Here is a 17,196-nt window from a genome sequence, read left to right on the forward strand (position 1 = left end):
AGACTCTACAATAGAGCGAGTGAGTAGTGGGTCATTGACTAACCCTTTAAGAATCAAACTTTGGCGGGATTCATCCCCCAAAATTTGTCCTTAAGAATCCCCGTGTCTTTAGACCGGGGAGTGTCAAACCTTTTTCCTTCTACTTCGATTTGTGCTAAAATCGAAATCAAAGTCGTTTTAAACTTTAGTAAAGAAATGAGTTCTTCAATAGGTCTTCTGGCCAGTACCCTGGCGACATTTGTGCAAATATATCTAGTTTTGATGATCGTGCGGGTACTTTTAAGCTGGTTCCCGAATATTAACTGGTTCGATCCTCCGTTTTCGATCTTAAGTCAGTTAACCGATCCTTACTTAAATCTCTTCCGTTCAATTATTCCACCTTTGGGCGGAATTGACTTTTCTCCGATGATCGCCTTTTTTGTGCTTCAGATTGCTGCTCAGCTTTTAACGGGTTTGTTAGGTAATTTGCAAACTGCGATTTAGTTGCAAAGGCTTTAATCTTAATAGCTTGCAGTTTACTAAATGTTCCTAACTGCTAGTAAAGGTTTGGTAAGCTTTCAAGTTGCAGCAAGCGGATGATGGCATCGAACATCATCCTATTTTTTGCCAATTATTCAGCGCCGGACTTTGCCTGTAAAACCTGTAGCTTTAAATTGCTTGAGTTCTAAAGGGGTTGGTTGATTGGCAGCAACAGAGATGCGGATTTCAAAATCGCTAACTCCTGGGGGAATTTCTTCGATAGAACCTAATCTAGTACGGTTTTCCATGACGGAATTACCTTCGGCATCGTAGATACGACCGAAAATATCGGCATCAAAGACTGTTTTGCCAGAGGTGTTTGAGGCTTTGCCTGTTACGAGAAAGCAGTTAGCTGCCATGCTAGAACCGCTGGTGACTGTTCCTTCTGCCATTTCTGGGGGACAGTCGTGATAAGAAATGTCGGACAGCTTAATTTGTGTCAATGCTAAAGCGGGGGGAACCCACAGCCAAGTTAAAATTCCTATTAGGCAAGAAATGACAACATTGGTAAAAGCTTGAAAGCGCATAAATTTTATCTAAAGTTGATAATCCTACAGTATAGCAGAAGGCAAAAGGCAAAAGGCAGAGAGAAAACTGAGAGACCTTTTCCCAATTAGCAATTAGCAATTAGCAATTAGCAATTTATTTTAGTGTATCTTTAAGGACTGTTCGAGCTGCCAATTGATTGCGAGTAGAGGTCAAAATTTCCGCCTCGCGTTCGAGTCTAGCTGCGGTATCTTGCATTTCTAATAAACCTTGTTGTTCTGTCGCTACGCCGTAAAGATTACTAGCAACCCAGTGGGATAATTCAGTAGGTAAAGTAGGAATATCTTCTGGTAACTCAATCGCTTGATCCATCAACTTGCCAGATAGTCGAACTACATCGCGCAGCAATTGTTCAACTTCTCTCGCTAGGGGTCTGAGGTCTTTTTCTGGTGGGTAATCTTCTATCCATTCCACTAAACCCACTAAATAGGGTTTTTCTCGTACTGCTTCGATCACTCTAAACCGTTGTTGGCCTAAAGTCATGATTTTCATGCGATCGTCAGGGAGACGCTGACAGTGAATTACTTCGGCGCAACACCCAACGGCAGCGACTTTATTTTGATTAGGGTCCCACATTAGTACCCCAAAGCGGCGATCGCTCTCCAGAATCGTATTCATCATAATTCGGTAGCGAAACTCGAAAATTTGCAGCGGGAGTGGTCTACTGGGGAATAGAACCACCTCCGGTAACGGAAATAGGGGGAGTTCGCGAACTGCGACAGATGAAGATGATGCCATTGTCCCTTTAGATGACGATGTTTGCGCTTGTTTTCTTACTTTAGCCGATTTAGGCGATCGCGGAGTAGTCAGACTTTTAAACCTTCGCAATTTACCGCAGTTAATTGACAAAGGCACTGAATAAATTCAGAGTTCTTAGCCTCTGGGTTGCAGCTAAAGCGTCATACTGTAGCTTAATCCGCAACATTGAGCGAACGCGAGCTCGTAATTCTATACTATTAATCGGTTTCGACAAAAAATCATCGGCACCAGCTTCAAGAGAGCGAGCTAAATCTTCTTTAGAACTCAGTGCTGTCACCATGATAATCGGAATGTGGCACCAGCGGTGGTTCGATTTAATTAGCTGGCAGGTTTCGATACCATCTATCTCTGGCATCATCACATCCAACAACATGACATCGGGTTGAATCTCGTCTATACGATTTAATGCTTCTTTACCGCTAGTTAGATATGTGAAATTATATCCCTCGCGATAGAGCAAGGCTTCGATGACTTCAAATATACTTTCTTCATCATCGATTACCAATAAGTTTAGTTTTCGATCGCTACTCAAACTTTGTTTGTTTTGCATAGATATACCCTACTCCAGGATTAATTTTAGAGAATTAAAGTCTGATATTGATTAAGTTGAAAGGCGATCGCCTCTACAAGCTTTTTCAAGCTTACGGGTTTTGCTAGGTAATCATTTACTCCCGCTTCTAAACATTTTTCCCTATCTCCAGGCATGGCGAGAGAAGTCAGAGCAATAATTGGCATTTGAGCAAATTCTACATCGGCTCGTAGTTGGCGGGTTGCTTCCAAACCATCTATTCCTGGCATCTGGATATCCATTAGCGCTAAATTGGGTTTTAACTCTCTTGCCATTTGTATTGCTTCTACTCCGTTGAGAGCAGTTGCTACTCGGTAGCCGACAGCTTCCAAATATTCCACTATTGTAGAGATATTTGCCTCATTATCCTCTGCCAGTAAAATCAAAGGCAGTGATTTTGATTCTGATATCATAGCCGTTTTTTCCAACTGTTGGGGAGCAGGGGCTAACTTGCGTAAAGCCAACTGAAACTGATGGCGAGAAAAAGGTTTGACTAAATACTCGTATATACTCGCTGCTGGGGATCGCACAGGCTCGTCCGCCACAGAAACGATTAAAATTGGAATATTGTGGGTGCGAGGTTCTGATTTGAGTTGCGCTAAGACATCCCAGCCAGAGCGATCTGGCAGTTGTAAATCTAAAATAATCGCATCTGGATTAATTTTAATAGCTTCTTCTACTATCCCTGTTCCCAAGGAATAAATTGCAGAATTATTGATGCCTAATTCTGCCAAGTAATGCGCCATTTGCTCAGCCGCAGGCGCGGAATCTTCTACAATTAAAACCTGATTAATATTTAAGGATTTATGAGCAGCAATTGTCATCGGAGCTGTACTTTTCTTGACTTCTTGCTTCCAGGGTAGAGAAACTGTAAAACGGCTACCGTAACCTAATTCACTTTCTAGAGAAACACTACCTCCATGCAATTCTATCACTTGCCTTACTAAAGCTAATCCTAAACCTGTACCTGCATAGCGACGGGTAAAAGAACTATCTACTTGCACAAAAGGTTGAAAGAGTTTGCCGATGTTTTCTGGCGCAATTCCAATTCCTGTATCGGCAACGATAAACTGCAAAGTTTCATGTTCTAAATCAGCGTTAACTTCGATCCAAACTGCACCACAGTCTGGGGTAAATTTAACGGCATTACTGAGTAAGTTGATCAGCAGTTGTCGCATCCGCCGTTCATCAATTTTAACTTTACCAATCCGGGGAGGCACTTGAGCGCTGAGCTTAATTTGTTTTTGGTGAGCTTGTTGTCTGACAAAAGCTAGACTAGCATCACACAATCCTTGAATGTCAGTATTACTCAACTGCAATTCCATCTTTCCCGATTCAATTTTTGATAAATCTAGAACATCATTGATCAACTCTAGCAAATGTTCACCGCTTTGCTCAATAGTTGCTAATTTTTGGTGCTGTTTAGCTGTTAAAGGGCCGAAAACCTCATCTCTCAAGGCTTCAGAAAGACCGAGGATGGCGGTGAGGGGAGTGCGGAGTTCGTGACTCATATTAGCAAGAAATTCGCTTTTGGATTTACTGGCGGCTAAGGCAGCTTTGGCAGCTTTTTCTTGAGCAATTTCGGCTTCATGACGAGCCAGACTAATAGCAACGATTTCTCCGACTATTGTCAGCAGGCTAATTTCTTCTGAACTCCAACTTCTGGAAGATTTCACGGTATTTAAACCCATAAATCCGGCTAAGTTTCCTGATTGAATTAAAGCCACATTAACGGTTGAATGAACGCCTTGGCGTTCAAGTTCTGCTTTCTCTGCGGCAGCTTCAGGCGGTAAGTCTGAAATGCAAGAGATTTTAACTACTTTAGCATTGATTAGCTGTTGGTGAAACCAACCATAACTCTGTGTTGAAACAGCTTGTAAATCGCCAATCACTGGTATAATACCTTCAGCACACCACTCGTAGGTATTTGTCATTTGATTTTGAGTGTCGGAGTAGTGGATGATGTAGCTGCGATCGCTAGCTGTATATTCCCCAATAACTCTCAATGTGAAATTAATTGCCGTCTCAATATCCTGGTCAAGAAAAGTACGAGAAATATTACTAAGTAGGCTATCAATCTTAGCTCGGTGTTGCAGAGTTTCTTCCTGCTGTTTGCGCTCGCTGATATCAAATATTGCCCCATCTATCCATAATAAACTCCCGTCTTGTGCAAAGCAGCCTTGACCTTTATCATAGACCCAACGGATACTACCGTTGGCGTTAATCACTCTATATTCTAATACAAAAGGATGCTTGATTTCTAGAGAATTTTTGATCGTTAATTTGACCATTTCTCGATCTTGAGGGTGGATAATACTTGTCCAGTTTCGCACTCGATTGTGAATAAATTCACTAGCTTGATAGCCAACTATTTCCTGAACAGCATCGCTGAGAAATTCCACCATGACATCATAATTGAAAAGGCAGCGATAGATAGCGCCGGGAATGTTATCTACTAAACTCCTGAATCTTTCTTCACTTTGGCGAAGTGCTGCTTCTATCTGTTTGCGATCGCTAATATCTCGACCCACCCAAGCTACTGTATTTTCGGATGTTGGGGTAATGCTAGCAATAAACCAAACTTCGCGCTCGCCTGCAAGTAAATTATACTCAAAGTTAACAATTTGTTGTGCCTCCAAAGCCAAGCGGATTTGATTTTGAAAAAGCTCGGCATTTTCTCCAAAAAATTGTTCTATAGTTTGACCAAGAATATCAGTATCATCTGGGTAAAATCTCGTAGAATTAGTAGGGGCAGCTTTGATGCTAAAATCCCCAGCATCAATCAGTAATACGATGTCATTCATCGCTTCAAAAAATACCCGAATTTCCGCCTCCGAAGAGCGGAGTTTCTCTTCTAGTAATTCGCGATCGCAAATTTCCTTTTCCAGCCGTAGATTTTGCTCTGCGAGTTTTTTTTGCAACTCTCGCAATCCCAAATGATTCTTAACTCTAGCGAGAACTTCTTCTATTTTAAAGGGTTTTGTAATATAATCTACTCCTCCCACAGCAAAAGCTTTCAGTTGATCTAGCCCATCGTTTAAAGCACTAATAAAAATAATTGGAATATCGCGAGTAGTTTCCGCAGCTTTCAGGCGTTGACAAACCTCATAGCCGTCCATCTCCGGCATCATAACATCCAGTAAAATTAAGTCAGGAGGAAATGACTGTGCTGCCTTGACAGCCATTTTACCTTTAGATACGCCTCGTACTTTATAGCCTTGTTCAGTCAGCAAGTCAGAAAGCAGACGCAAGTTATCCACCATATCGTCAACAATCAAGATAGAGGCTTTGACACGATCGTTAGGTAAGCTGTTCATTATGGCTATTTATTGCTTCATAAAACTTACGCACTTATAGCAACCGCCGAGGCGGTTAGGGGCTAGGGACTAGGGGCTAGGGACTAGGGAAAGAAGGGAAAGAAGGGAAAGAAGGGAAAGAAGGGGAAGAAGGGAATAGAATCAGGGAGTTTCAGGAACTCAGAACGTCCTAACCGCTTTGGCGGTTGCTATACTACAATTTTCTTTTAATATGAACCACTTGTCATTGTTCGCTGTGCGAAGCTATCTTGTTAGGGATGATAGCTTGCGCGTAGCGCAGGCTACGCCAACGCAATATAGCAACCGCCACGCTTAGGACATTCTGGTTTCCTTCCACCCTTGATTCTATTCCCTTCTTCCCTTCTTCCCTAGCCCCTAGCCCCTAGCCCCTAGCCCCTTCTTCCCTAGCCCTAGTCCCTAACTATATCTTTCACCACTGAGGAGCAGAAGCAATCAACTCTTTTACTTTTTCGGCCTCCAAAGGTCGAGAAAATAAATATCCTTGGCTAAAGTGGCAGTCTAAATTTCTGAGTTGGTCTAACTGTTGAGTTGTTTCTATGCCTTCAGCGATGACACTCATTCCCATTGTTCGGGCAATGCACATAATGGCTGGGACAAGCCCTAAATTTTCTGAATTGCCGTCTAAGCACTGCACAAAGGATTTGTCAACTTTCAGAATATTAACAGGAAAGGAATTTAGATAACTCAGAGAAGAATAGCCCATGCCAAAGTCATCAAGGCTTAACTGAATTTGCCTAGCTCTTAGCTGTTGAATAATGATCGCCGCAGATTCGGTATTTTCTATAATCGCACTTTCAGTAATTTCTAGTTTTAAGCACTGTGGATTGAGTTGGGTTTCGGCGAGAATTCGATCGATTTCCTCAATTAAGTCTGCTTGGCCAAACTGGTGGGCAGAAAAATTGACGCTGACGCTGAAAGAATCTCCGACAATTCCTGTTATTTGCCATAGGCGTAACTGACGACAGGATTCTCGCAATACCCAAATACCGATAGAAGTAATTAAACCTGTTTCTTCTGCTAGGGGAATGAACTCTGCTGGATAAATTAAACCTCTAGTTGGATGCTGCCAACGCAGTAGTGCTTCTACCCCAGCAATTTTGCCTGTTTTGAGATCGATAATGGGCTGATAGTGTACGCAAAATTGTTTTTTGATGAGGGCTTTTCTCAGGTTTGTTTCTAACTGTAAAAATTGGCAAGCTTTCTCGCGCATCGTGCCTTCAAAAATTTGATAGCGGGCTTTTCCCTGTTCTTTGGCGCGGTATAAGGCGGTATCGGCATCTCGCAATATATGTTCGGGCTGGCTATATTCTCTGCTGCCTGAAGCAATGCCAATACTGGCGCTGACAAATACTTCATATCCTTGCAAGTGAAAGGGAAAAGCAAGTTTTTTTATGATTTCGCTAGCAACTTTTGTGGCACTACTGATATCTTGGCGGTTGCCGAGTAAAATGGCAAATTCGTCATCGCCTAACCGTGCAAAAATATCATCTTGACTTAAGTCAGTTTCTAAGCGGCGGGCTACGGCGGCTAGCAGTCGATCTCCGATCTGATAGCCGAGAGAATTATTGATTATTTTAAAGCGATCGCAGTCGATAGATAGTACAAAAAATTGATAATTTGAATCTATTTTTGCACGATTGAGAGCTGTCTCTAGAGAATCGATGAATGATGCTCGATTAGGCAATTTTGTTAGACGATCGTGAAATGCCATTTTTAGTTTAGCATTGACTGACTCTAGCTGTATTTGACATTCTTTTGCTTCTTGTTTAAATTCAGCACTCATTTGCATAATTTCCTCTCTTGCTGCCTTCAGATTGAGTTGTTTTTCAATTTTTATTAAAATCTCATCCAAATTAAAAGGTTTGTTGATATAATCATCACATCCAAACTTAAATCCTTTAACTCTCTCTACATTTTCAGTTAAAAAGCTTAAAAATATCACAGGTATTTCTGCTGTTTTTGGATTGGATTTTAAGCGCTGACAAATTTCATACCCATCCATTTCTGGCATGACAATATCTAATAAAATTAAATCTGGAATTACTGCCTCTGCTGCTCTTAAGGCTGCTTGTCCACTGATAGCTTTGCGAACGTTGTACCCGTGCTGCATTAGTAAGGATGAAAGTAAGCGCAAGTTGGCTGGCGAGTCATCAACGATCAGGATTTCTGCCAATTTAAGGCAATTTATATTTTCATTCATGGCTGCTTGTGCCTTCTGCGTAGATGATTTCACTGTTCACTGATTTGGTCAGTTGATTCGCTATGACCGCTACATCAATAACTATATTTTTGAATGGCACAAAGGCTTTTAGGGAGAAGATAGTGATTTTAAGGAGAACTTAAGAGGGGAAGGGGGAAGGGGAGAGAGGAAGATGGGGAAGATGGGGGGAGGCTAAGGAAATTAAGCAGGTGACAGTGCGTAATTCCTAATAATGTTAATACTCAATGGCTCCCAGAGCTTTTAATGTTGCCTTTTGAGCTTCTGTCAATCCTGTAACTCCGGTAATATTCATCCCTTCATAAATCCTTTCCGGTCTCAGCGTGTCTAAGCATTCCCCTGTTTCCACATCCCAAACTTTTACAGTTTCATCATTACTACCACTGGCGAGAGTTTTGCTATCCTCCGCGAAGGCGACAGACCAGAGGTTGCTACCGTGACTGTCCAATACCTTGACGCATTTACCAGTAACGCTGTCCCAAAGCCTTACTGTTTGGTCAGCGCTAGTGCTTGCGAGTAGTTTACCGTCAGGACTAGAGGCGATTGACCAAACTAAACTCTTGTGTCCTTCTAAGGTTTGCCGGCATTCCCCGGTTTCGACATTCCAAAGTTTGATGGTTGTATCTTCGCTAGCGCTGGCTAGGGTTTTCCCATCGCGGCTAAAGGTGACTGACCAAATTAAACCTTGATGTCCGAACAAGGTTTTTAGACATTCGCCGGTGTTGAGATCCCAAAGGCGAATTGTTTGGTCGGCGCTGCTACTGGCGAAAAACTTTCCACTGGGGGCAAAAGTTATTGATAAAACCCAACTCTCATGGTCTGAAAGAATTTGTAGAGTGCGGCTGCTGTTGACATCCCAAAGCCGGATTGTGCGATCGCTACTTCCACTAGCTAAAATCTGACCATCTGGACTAAAGGCTACTGACCAAACGCAACCCGTATGTCCCAAAAGGGGTAATTTTACCCGACCAGTATTTACTTCCCAAAGCCAAATAGTTTTGTCTTCCCCGGCGCTAGCTAGGGTTTCGCCGTCGGGATTAAATGCTACGCTGCGAACTGATTTCTGATGACGGTGGAGGGTTCTGAGACATTGGCGAGTTTTGAGATCCCACAAAGTTACTATTCCGCTTGCGCCACCAGAGGCGATCGCTACGCAGGCTGAAGGCCTCGTACCTTGTGCTAAATTCTGGCTAATGGCAACAGACCAAACTGAATTTGTATAACTGTGGATAGAATGAAACCCAGCAACATCGCCTGTTTTACCCACTTGCCAAAATCGCAGGCTTTGTTTGTCGCTGGCGGCGATAATTTGCCGATCTGAACTAAAGGCTACTGACCAAACTTGACTACCAAATCCTGAGAGAGTTTGACAACATTCTCCAGTTTGGATATCCCAAAGTTTGATAACTTTGCCATCGCCGACTGCGAGGGTTTTGCCATCGGAACTCAAGGCTATAGACCAAACAAAAGTTATGTCGCTAGCTATAGTGTGGCGACATTCTCCTGTTTGGACATCCCAGAGTTTGATGGTTTGAGTTTCGCAGGTTGCTAAAATATTGCCATCAGGACTGAAGGCGATCGCGGAAATTTGACTGTCGCCGCCTTGGAGAATTTGGCTACACTCGAAGTTATCAACTAACCAAATTCTAATGGTTTGGTCGGTACTACCTGTGGCGAAGGTTTTGCCATCGGGGTTGAAGGCAATTGCATTGACGCTATCGCTGTGTCCTTCTAGGGTTTTGATGCAGTTTCCGTTTATATCCCAGAGTTTAATGGTGCGATCGCTACTACAACTAGCTAACAATTGACCGTCTGGGTTAAATGCGATCGCCCATACCCAATCTTCATGACCTTCTAAAGTTTGGCGCAATTGTCCATCTGGCAAACCCCACAGTCGAATTGTCCAGTCAAAGCTAGCGGAAGCCAGGGTTTCGCCGTCAGGGGAAAAGCTTAAAGACCAAACTGCACCAGTATGACCTAGCGATCGAAACAACAGTTTCCCATCTCTAACTTGCCACAAACGCACCTCTCCATCTGCGTGTCCAGTCGCGATCGTCAACCCATCTGGACTAAAAGCAATGCTGTAAATATTAGCAAAAGTTTCGCTAAAAACTGACTTCCCTAAATTAGCTTTTTCAAAGTTAACTCGGCGCAAATTCACACCTTGTAGGTAAGCTTGCCAAATCGTCAAGCCAGAAAAGTCAACCACACTTAAATCCGCTTGCAAATTAACGAGTAAATTAAGTAAATTACCAGCAATATAGCCGGGAGTTGGCAAAGAATCCGAATGCAACCGAGAAATAATAATTGTCAATACTGAAATCAAATTTTCTCTCATCCCAAAACTGGTTAATAGTTCATCAATTATTGGCTGGAGAATAGAATTCACTTGGGAATAACGGACAAACTCTTGAGATTCAGCTTTGATTAAAGCCTGATGCTTGAGTAAGTTAATATTATTGAGATTTCCCAACTCAGCAACGGCACGAATTTCTGTACAGACTTGTTCGCAGAAGCGATTACTTACATATTCCATCACCGCAGGTTGCAGCGTCAAAAGTTGACCTGATATTGCCCTCTGGGTTTCGATTAGAGACCGCCAGCCGATAAATTCTAAAGCTTCTAAAAGTCTTCCCACCGGCACCAGCGGCACAATATCGGCGCGAAGTTGGGCGAAAGTTACGGGTTCTCGGTTAATCGCCAGCCAGTAAAGAATTTGCTGTTCTAAGGGAGACAAACGTTCAAATTGCTGTTCTAAAAGACTACGAATACCATTAAAAACTGTTGTTCCCTGACTTAGAAATTCTGCAATATTGCCCGCAAATAATTCTTGAATAGAAGTAGCAAGAATTTTTAAAGCGAGGGGATTTCCTTGATATAATTGTGTCAGCATTCTGACTTGTGTTGCGTTGCTTTGGAGACCTTTAGCTATAAAAATCCTTTCAGCTTCCGAGTCTGACAAACCTTTTAAATGCCAAGAGCGAACTGGCAAAGATTCTCCTTCGATAGAGGCAATACCTTGGGGTTTTTCTCGACTGGTTAAGACCAAACAACTTTGGTGAGAAATTTCTGCTGTTCGTCTAAATAGTTCGCCATAATCTTGATAGCCTTCGCTATATCTGCCCGCTGGAGAGCCTGATTTTAAAATTGTTTCTAAATTGTCAAAAATTAGTAGACAGCGCTGGGAACGAAAATAATGACATAGCCGGGAAATTTGACTGCTGATTGTTTTAGGTAAATTGGCTGTTGTTTCTTGTTGTTGAGAGAGAAATTGGATAATTTGAGGAAGAAGTTCTTCTAGGGGTGGGGCATTGCGGAGGGATCGCCATATTAAAAAGTCAAAGCTATCTTGAAGTTGTTCTCCTAGTTTTACTGAGAGAGATGTTTTGCCAATTCCTCCCATTCCTAATAGGATAACTAACCGACAATTATCGCTTTTAATCCACTGTTTAAGGCTTTCTAGTTCTGATTCTCTGCCGTAAAATAGGGAAACGTCAATTGCTTCTCCCCAGTCACTTTGGCATTGCTCGCCATTGGTATCGCCGAAGAAAGCAACTACTTCTTCAATTCCCGGCTGCGTGTAATCCTGTTCTGCAATTTCGAGTCCAAGCACCTGGAAAACAAGGCGCAAAGAACTTTCATCTGTGCCGCTTGTTCCTCGCAAAATTTTTCTGACTGTCGTTATGTGCAAACCTTGAGCACTAATTAGTTGCGACTGTTCCGCAATTTTTGAGGGGTTATAGGTGACACCAGTTTTAGTCTCTAATTCGCTAATACGGTTTTGTAGTTTCTTGGCTCCAACAGGAGTGAGAATATAACCGCGATGACGCTTAGATTTAGCAGTTTGTGTTGGTTTCACGGCTCTTAAGTAGAAGGAAGAAGGAAAAAGACCCTTCGGCTTCGCTCAGGGTAAAAAGAAGGAAGAGGGATTACTAATTACCAATTACCAAAGAAGGGGCTAGGGGCTAGGGACTAGGGGCTAGGGAAAGAGAAAGAGATGGGGAGGATTGGTAATTAGCCATTAGCCTAATGCCATTAGCCTAATGCCATTAGCCATTAGCAATTAGCAATTAGCCATTAGCCATTAGCCATTAGCAATTAGCCATTAGCCATTACCAATTACCAATTATTTGATTCTAAACACTGTACTCAAGAATCAAATTATTTGCAAAATAAACTGGAGTAGACTGACTTAAGGCTACCCCAGTGCTGCCACGGAATTCTAATTCTGTATCTAAAATATCATTATTATGGCTAAAAGCTGAGTTTCCACCAAATTTTACAAACCTTAATATATATATATATTAATTGTTGATAACTTCCCCGTCAAGCTGGTGACTTTACAGCAAGCGAGGGCGGCGTTACGAATGATTTTGTGTAAGTCCTAATTATTAATTATTCAACAGAGTTGAGCTAAAGTTAAATAGCAAGCTTTGTCAACTCCCACTCAAGCTGAGCAGGAAACTAAAAATGGGTCAGTATATTCTGGCTATTCTCACAGTGACGATCCTCGGCTACGTTGTCAACTCTTCTTTCAGAGTGATCAGCGGGGGTCAAGAAGGTTTAGTCGAACGCTTGGGTCGATACAAGCGCATAATCAAACCTGGACTTAATTTTATCATTCCCTTAATAGAAAAGGTCGTTTACGTAGAGACAACCCGCGAACGAGTTTTGGATGTAGATCCGCAGCCAACTATTACTAAAGATAATGTGGCTCTAGAAGTAGATGCAGTGGTGTATTGGCGGATTATGAATTTGCCAAAAGCTTATTATGAAGTGGAGGATATTGAGGCGGCAATTGCTAACATGGTTTTAACTACTCTGCGCTCTGAAATTGGTCAGTTACAAATGAAGCAGACTCTTTCGGAAACAGATAAGATTAATAGAATTCTGCTTAGTAAGCTGGATCTAACTACTGCTAATTGGGGGGTGAAAATTATTCGCGTTGAGATTCAAAGTATTACCCCTCCTAAAATTGTATCGGAATCTATGGAGTTGGAGCGGGCTGCGGAGAGTGAAAAGCAAGCTATGATCGTTAGAGCTGAGGGTAATGCGAAGTCGATAGAACGTCTTGCTCAGGCCTTAAATTTGAAACCTGAGAGTGAAGAGTTTAGAAAGTTTCTGATTGCTCAAACTTATGTGGAAGCTAATAGCAAACTGAGTGAAAGTGCAAATTCAAAAGTGATTTTTATGGATCCAAAAGCTTTATCTGAGGCTATTAGTGGATTAATGGAAGGTTTAAATAATCCACCTTAAGGGGTGGGATGCCTACGGCTGGCGTAGCTGCGGCGCAGTTTTAATTCTTACCTTCTAAATATCGCATCAGCAACTTGACAAACATCGCGCATTTCTTTAACATCGTGAACTCTGAGAATATCAGCACCGCGCGCGATCGCACTTGTACAAGCCGCCGCTGTCCCCCAGATTCTCTGTTGAGGGTCAGGTTGATTTAAAATATGACCAATAAAGCTTTTGCGAGATACACCTACTAAAATTGGACAACCTAAAGAATGAAATTTTGGTAACTCCCGCAATATTTTTAAGTTTTGGTTGTAAGTCTTGGCAAAACCAATTCCAGGGTCTATAATGATATTAAATTTATTAATTCCGGTGGCAATTGCTGCTTCAACTCTACTCTCTAAAAACTGATAAATCTCCCCAATTAAATCTTGATAATCTGTTAATTTTTGCATTGTCTGCGGCGTACCCCGAATGTGCATTAATATAATTGGAACTCCTAATTTTGCCGCCGTTGGCAACATTTCTGGGTCAAAAGTAGCAGCGGAAATATCATTGATTATATCAGCGCCGGCATCGATCGCAGCTTTGGCAACAGCGGCGCGTGTTGTATCAACTGAAATCGGCACTGTAGCGCAAATATTTTCGCTAGATCGCAAGATTTCTAATAAGGGAATAACTCGATTTAGTTCTTCTTCTAGGGTGATTTCATCCGCACCAGGCCGAGTTGATTGGCCGCCAATGTCGATAATATCAACACCATTTTCTACCATTTTCTGAGCTTGTGCTGTGGCAGATTCTAGGGTGTTAAATTGGCCGCCGTCGCTAAAACTATCAGGAGTGACATTGATCACTCCCATGATGTAAGTGCGTTTACACCACTCAAAAGATTGACCTCTGATAGTTAATTTTATGCTGTTATTCGTCATTAACGAAACTGCCGGAATTTGTAGACCGAAAAGGTGGTTTGTTGCCCCATCATCAACGGGTACGGGAAGATTTTGGGGTAACTCGTAAAGATTATCTGGTTTTGCCATAAAAACTAAAAATTCCTGACGCAACCACCCAATTCTTAATTACAAATTACAATTATTTGTAATTGACAATTCGAGCAAAACTTGCAGGTTCCAAACTTGCTCCACCGACTAATACCCCATCAATTTCTGGCTGAGCCATAATGTCATCAATGTTGTCGGGTTTGACAGAACCGCCGTAAAGAATTGGCACATCAGGATTATTTAGTTTGCTACGAATTAAACCAATAATCCGATTAGCGTCGGTGGATTCGCAAGTGCGACCGGTACCGATCGCCCAAATCGGTTCATAAGCGATCGCCAACTTCTGCTGATCCACACCAATCAAATCCGTCGCTAACTGAAAAGCAATGTGAGATTCCGCTTCGCCCTCTTCCCGCTGTCGCAAACTTTCGCCCACACACAAAATCGGTATTAAACCATGCTGTTGAGCCGCCCTCAACCGCATATTTACAGTTTCATCAGTTTCGCCAAAATATTGGCGGCGTTCGCTGTGACCCACGATCGCATACCTTACCCCAATTTCTGTCAGCATCGGGCCCGAAATTTCCCCCGTATATGCACCCGACTCTTCCCAGTGAACATTCTGAGCACCTAGCATCACACGGCCCCCGTGCATATTTTTCGAGAGCAGGGTCAAAGCGGTGAAGGGAACGCATAGAATGACTTCCCGCTCTTCTGGGGTTTCAGTCAAGCAAGACGTGAACCCTTTGAGAAACTCCAGAGCTTCACTCTGGGTTTTGTACATTTTCCAATTGCCAGCAATAACTATTTTCCGCACGGACGACCTCAGTAGACCTCAGAACACTACAAAATTCAACATCAGTTTAAGGCTTTGCGGGGCATTTTTGTTAGTTTGCATTCAGGAATTACCCAGGTTTGACGTAACGCCGCCCTCTGGGCGGTTCCTGATACCGCCCAGAGGGCGGCGTTACAAACACTTACTGACCAAATTCGAGGCGAGCTTGCTCAACCAGCTCAACCGTTACAACTTCCTTTTCAGCTTCGCGGGCCAAATGCTCTATCCGCACTCGTGCTTGTCCCCGAACAAAATAGGGAATATTTTTCAGCTTGGCTTTGGCTTCAAGCGTCCATTTTAAATCGTCTGAGAAGTCTGAATCGAGCATGGCGTATTCGGCGATCGGCTGCAAACAGCGATCTATCGGCTTTTAAAGAAAAGTTTGGATATTTTAAATTTACCACGAGGTGCGATCGCGCGAACATGGAAAGAGAAGGTAAATTCCCCTTCTCTTTCCTCCGCCTCGACTGCTTTACATCGCTGGAATCATTCGTGAACAACGATCGCGTCCCGGCTCATTTCTATTAAGGAATGTTGCTGAAAAAGTTCAGCTAACTGTGGCAGATTATTTAAAAATAATACTTCTAGTTCTACATTTGTAATATTTCCAGTAGTCAGGATCAATAATTTATAAGGTTCTTTGCGAATCAGAAATGAATCCCAAAAATCTCTATTTTTGGTAATAACTACTCGATTTTCCTTAAGGGAAATAGCATTAATTTCTACATCAGGTGTAGCGTTTTTTTGCGGTAGCTCTTGGGTATGAACTGTCTCGTAACCAGCCGATACCAGAAACTGGGCTAAACGTCTTGGCAACTGTGCATCTACTAAAAACTTCATAGAGTTACTTTGTAAATACTTTTTACCTGAGTTAGACGAGTTGCAAACAGCAAAACTGCTAAAATATCCTCTCGTTCTAAATCCTCGTAGTCCGATAAAATTTCATCGGTACTCATCCCAGAACTCAGCAATTCTAAGAGGAATTCTACTGGATATCGCAGCCCTCGAATGCAGGGTTTGCCATGACATATATTCGGATCGAGTGTAATTCGCAACAAAAGGTCATTTTCCATAGCTGTCGTTTTAGAAGTTAGAATCATCTTAGCAAAAAATAGAACAAAGGTTGCGATCGCCCCATAACTGCTCACTCTACATTAAATTGCTTGCTCAAAATAGCCTCGGCTTCCTGCAAAAGCTGATTCTGCTCTTGTCGAATCGCCTCTAACCTTATCAAAATATTAGTAAGTCGTTCCTGAGACTCTAAACTATTTGATTGAAATCCGCTCAATTGTAAAGATAAATTATTATTTTCTCCCATATTCCTTGAGACCAATGAGTTGACAGCCACTCCACCGAGATTACTAACAGACTTAGATCCGACAGTAAAAACCACTTGTATAAATTTTCCAGGGATTTGCAAAATAGATAACCATCCTCTTGCAAAAAAGCTACCTAAAGCCTGGAACAAACCCAATATAATAAATATAGATAACAGCAGCATTGCTAACGCTATCAGCGGATGACTCACCAACCAGAAGATGAAAGGATGAGAATTAATCCACTCTTTGACGCTAGCATTGATAGCATTTTGAATAGTATCTGAAGCAGCACTGCTAATATTTTCAGCTTTATGAATGCTATCTTGTAATGAAGCCTTAGCCTTTTCTGTTGCTTGATTTACAGTATCTACAGCTTGGCTAGTTGTTTGATTCAAAGTATTAACAGCAGAGCTAGTAGCGTGAGTGATGCTTTCTTTAGCAGTTGCGGTAGAATGAGAAATAGCATCAACGGCTTTGTTAGTAGTTTCACTAACACGAGTAACTGCTTGATTCGCAACTTCAGATAGAGAATGTCTAGCTTTTTCACTTTTCTCCGTTACTGTAACTAAAGCATTGTTCTTAGCTTGATTTACAACATCAACGGCAGAATTAGTAGTTTGAGTGAGAGATTCTTTTGCCTTGTCAGCAGTTTCGGATAGAGAAGATTTAGCCTGTGCAGTTACTTCGGAAACAGAATTAACAGCTTTTCCGACTTGTTCTGTCAAAAATCCTTTTGTCTTTTGAAAGCTTTGAGAAATATCAGGCAGTCCTAATTCCATAGTAATTAAACTCATCAACTCAATTGATTTAATTATAACATTTAAATTTAGCAATAATTGTAACGCCGCCCTCTGGGCG

14 protein-coding genes are annotated in these 17,196 nt (G+C 42.1%); 2 read left to right on the top strand and 12 right to left on the bottom strand.

The window, feature by feature from the left end; translation table 11 throughout:
* Window positions 1–195: 195 nt before the first annotated feature.
* Window positions 196–483, top strand: a complete 288-nt coding sequence (locus tag PY364_RS28480) for a YggT family protein (RefSeq protein ID WP_007355877.1) — start codon at window positions 196–198, stop codon at window positions 481–483.
* Between the two features lie 131 nt (window positions 484–614).
* On the opposite strand, the gene PY364_RS28485 is transcribed toward PY364_RS28480, so the two are convergent.
* From PY364_RS28485 to PY364_RS28510, 6 genes are all read right to left on the bottom strand, one after another.
* Window positions 615–1,046 (bottom strand): hypothetical protein, encoded by a 432-nt coding sequence (locus PY364_RS28485; protein ID WP_275571072.1) that lies wholly within the window; start codon window positions 1,044–1,046, stop codon window positions 615–617.
* 115 nt (window positions 1,047–1,161) lie between these two features.
* Window positions 1,162–1,803 carry an LON peptidase substrate-binding domain-containing protein gene (locus PY364_RS28490; protein WP_275571073.1) on the bottom strand — a complete coding sequence of 214 codons (642 nt, stop codon included), beginning with the start codon at window positions 1,801–1,803 and terminating at the stop codon, window positions 1,162–1,164.
* A 100-nt stretch (window positions 1,804–1,903) separates the two neighbouring features.
* Complete coding sequence (locus PY364_RS28495; protein WP_275571074.1) at window positions 1,904–2,374, bottom strand: response regulator; 471 nt, start codon at window positions 2,372–2,374, stop codon at window positions 1,904–1,906.
* Between the two features lie 26 nt (window positions 2,375–2,400).
* On the bottom strand, window positions 2,401–5,709 hold the full coding sequence (locus PY364_RS28500; RefSeq protein WP_275571075.1) for a response regulator: 3,309 nt from the start codon (window positions 5,707–5,709) through the stop codon (window positions 2,401–2,403).
* A 430-nt stretch (window positions 5,710–6,139) separates the two neighbouring features.
* A complete protein-coding gene (locus tag PY364_RS28505) occupies window positions 6,140–7,930 on the bottom strand; it encodes a GGDEF domain-containing response regulator (RefSeq protein ID WP_275571082.1) in 1,791 nt (596 codons plus the stop codon).
* A gap of 235 nt (window positions 7,931–8,165) precedes the next feature.
* Complete coding sequence (locus tag PY364_RS28510) at window positions 8,166–11,807, bottom strand: NB-ARC domain-containing protein (RefSeq protein ID WP_275571076.1); 3,642 nt, start codon at window positions 11,805–11,807, stop codon at window positions 8,166–8,168.
* A gap of 611 nt (window positions 11,808–12,418) precedes the next feature.
* Between PY364_RS28510 and PY364_RS28515 the strand changes: the two genes are divergently transcribed.
* The gene (locus PY364_RS28515) at window positions 12,419–13,204 is read left to right on the top strand and encodes a stomatin-like protein (protein WP_275571077.1); all 786 of its coding nucleotides are present in this window, start codon (window positions 12,419–12,421) and stop codon (window positions 13,202–13,204) included.
* 47 nt (window positions 13,205–13,251) lie between these two features.
* Here PY364_RS28515 and folP read toward each other — a convergent pair whose 3' ends face one another.
* From folP to PY364_RS28545, 6 genes are all read right to left on the bottom strand, one after another.
* Window positions 13,252–14,115, bottom strand: coding sequence for a dihydropteroate synthase (gene folP, locus PY364_RS28520; RefSeq protein ID WP_275571083.1), 864 nt, complete (start codon window positions 14,113–14,115; stop codon window positions 13,252–13,254).
* A gap of 160 nt (window positions 14,116–14,275) precedes the next feature.
* The gene (gene tpiA / locus PY364_RS28525; protein ID WP_275571078.1) at window positions 14,276–15,001 is read right to left on the bottom strand and encodes a triose-phosphate isomerase; all 726 of its coding nucleotides are present in this window, start codon (window positions 14,999–15,001) and stop codon (window positions 14,276–14,278) included.
* 160 nt (window positions 15,002–15,161) lie between these two features.
* Complete coding sequence (locus tag PY364_RS28530) at window positions 15,162–15,347, bottom strand: PCP reductase family protein (protein WP_275571079.1); 186 nt, start codon at window positions 15,345–15,347, stop codon at window positions 15,162–15,164.
* A 158-nt stretch (window positions 15,348–15,505) separates the two neighbouring features.
* Window positions 15,506–15,859: a DUF5615 family PIN-like protein gene (locus PY364_RS28535; RefSeq protein ID WP_275571080.1), complete on the bottom strand. Its 354-nt coding sequence runs from the start codon at window positions 15,857–15,859 to the stop codon at window positions 15,506–15,508.
* Window positions 15,856–16,092, bottom strand: coding sequence for a DUF433 domain-containing protein (locus PY364_RS28540; protein ID WP_275571081.1), 237 nt, complete (start codon window positions 16,090–16,092; stop codon window positions 15,856–15,858). Before PY364_RS28540 ends, PY364_RS28535 begins: the two co-directional genes overlap by 4 nt.
* Before the next feature lie 71 nt (window positions 16,093–16,163).
* Window positions 16,164–17,196: hypothetical protein (locus tag PY364_RS28545; protein ID WP_343279154.1), on the bottom strand; the 1,033-nt coding region annotated here is incomplete at its 5' end.

The organism is Kamptonema sp. UHCC 0994, assembly GCF_029167235.1.
Lineage (GTDB): Bacteria > Cyanobacteriota > Cyanobacteriia > Cyanobacteriales > Microcoleaceae > Kamptonema.

What these genes read in the sequence shown, in the direction of transcription:
- PY364_RS28505 (WP_275571082.1), bottom strand. Translation starts at nt 7,930, where the DNA reads ATGAATGAAAATATAAATTGCCTTAAATTGGCAGAAATCCTGATCGTT.
- PY364_RS28480 (WP_007355877.1), top strand. Translation starts at nt 196, where the DNA reads ATGAGTTCTTCAATAGGTCTTCTGGCCAGTACCCTGGCGACATTTGTG.
- PY364_RS28485 (WP_275571072.1), bottom strand. Translation starts at nt 1,046, where the DNA reads ATGCGCTTTCAAGCTTTTACCAATGTTGTCATTTCTTGCCTAATAGGA.
- PY364_RS28500 (WP_275571075.1), bottom strand. Translation starts at nt 5,709, where the DNA reads ATGAACAGCTTACCTAACGATCGTGTCAAAGCCTCTATCTTGATTGTT.
- PY364_RS28495 (WP_275571074.1), bottom strand. Translation starts at nt 2,374, where the DNA reads ATGCAAAACAAACAAAGTTTGAGTAGCGATCGAAAACTAAACTTATTG.
- PY364_RS28535 (WP_275571080.1), bottom strand. Translation starts at nt 15,859, where the DNA reads ATGAAGTTTTTAGTAGATGCACAGTTGCCAAGACGTTTAGCCCAGTTT.
- PY364_RS28540 (WP_275571081.1), bottom strand. Translation starts at nt 16,092, where the DNA reads ATGGAAAATGACCTTTTGTTGCGAATTACACTCGATCCGAATATATGT.
- folP (WP_275571083.1), bottom strand. Translation starts at nt 14,115, where the DNA reads ATGACGAATAACAGCATAAAATTAACTATCAGAGGTCAATCTTTTGAG.
- PY364_RS28530 (WP_275571079.1), bottom strand. Translation starts at nt 15,347, where the DNA reads ATGCTCGATTCAGACTTCTCAGACGATTTAAAATGGACGCTTGAAGCC.
- PY364_RS28490 (WP_275571073.1), bottom strand. Translation starts at nt 1,803, where the DNA reads ATGGCATCATCTTCATCTGTCGCAGTTCGCGAACTCCCCCTATTTCCG.
- PY364_RS28515 (WP_275571077.1), top strand. Translation starts at nt 12,419, where the DNA reads ATGGGTCAGTATATTCTGGCTATTCTCACAGTGACGATCCTCGGCTAC.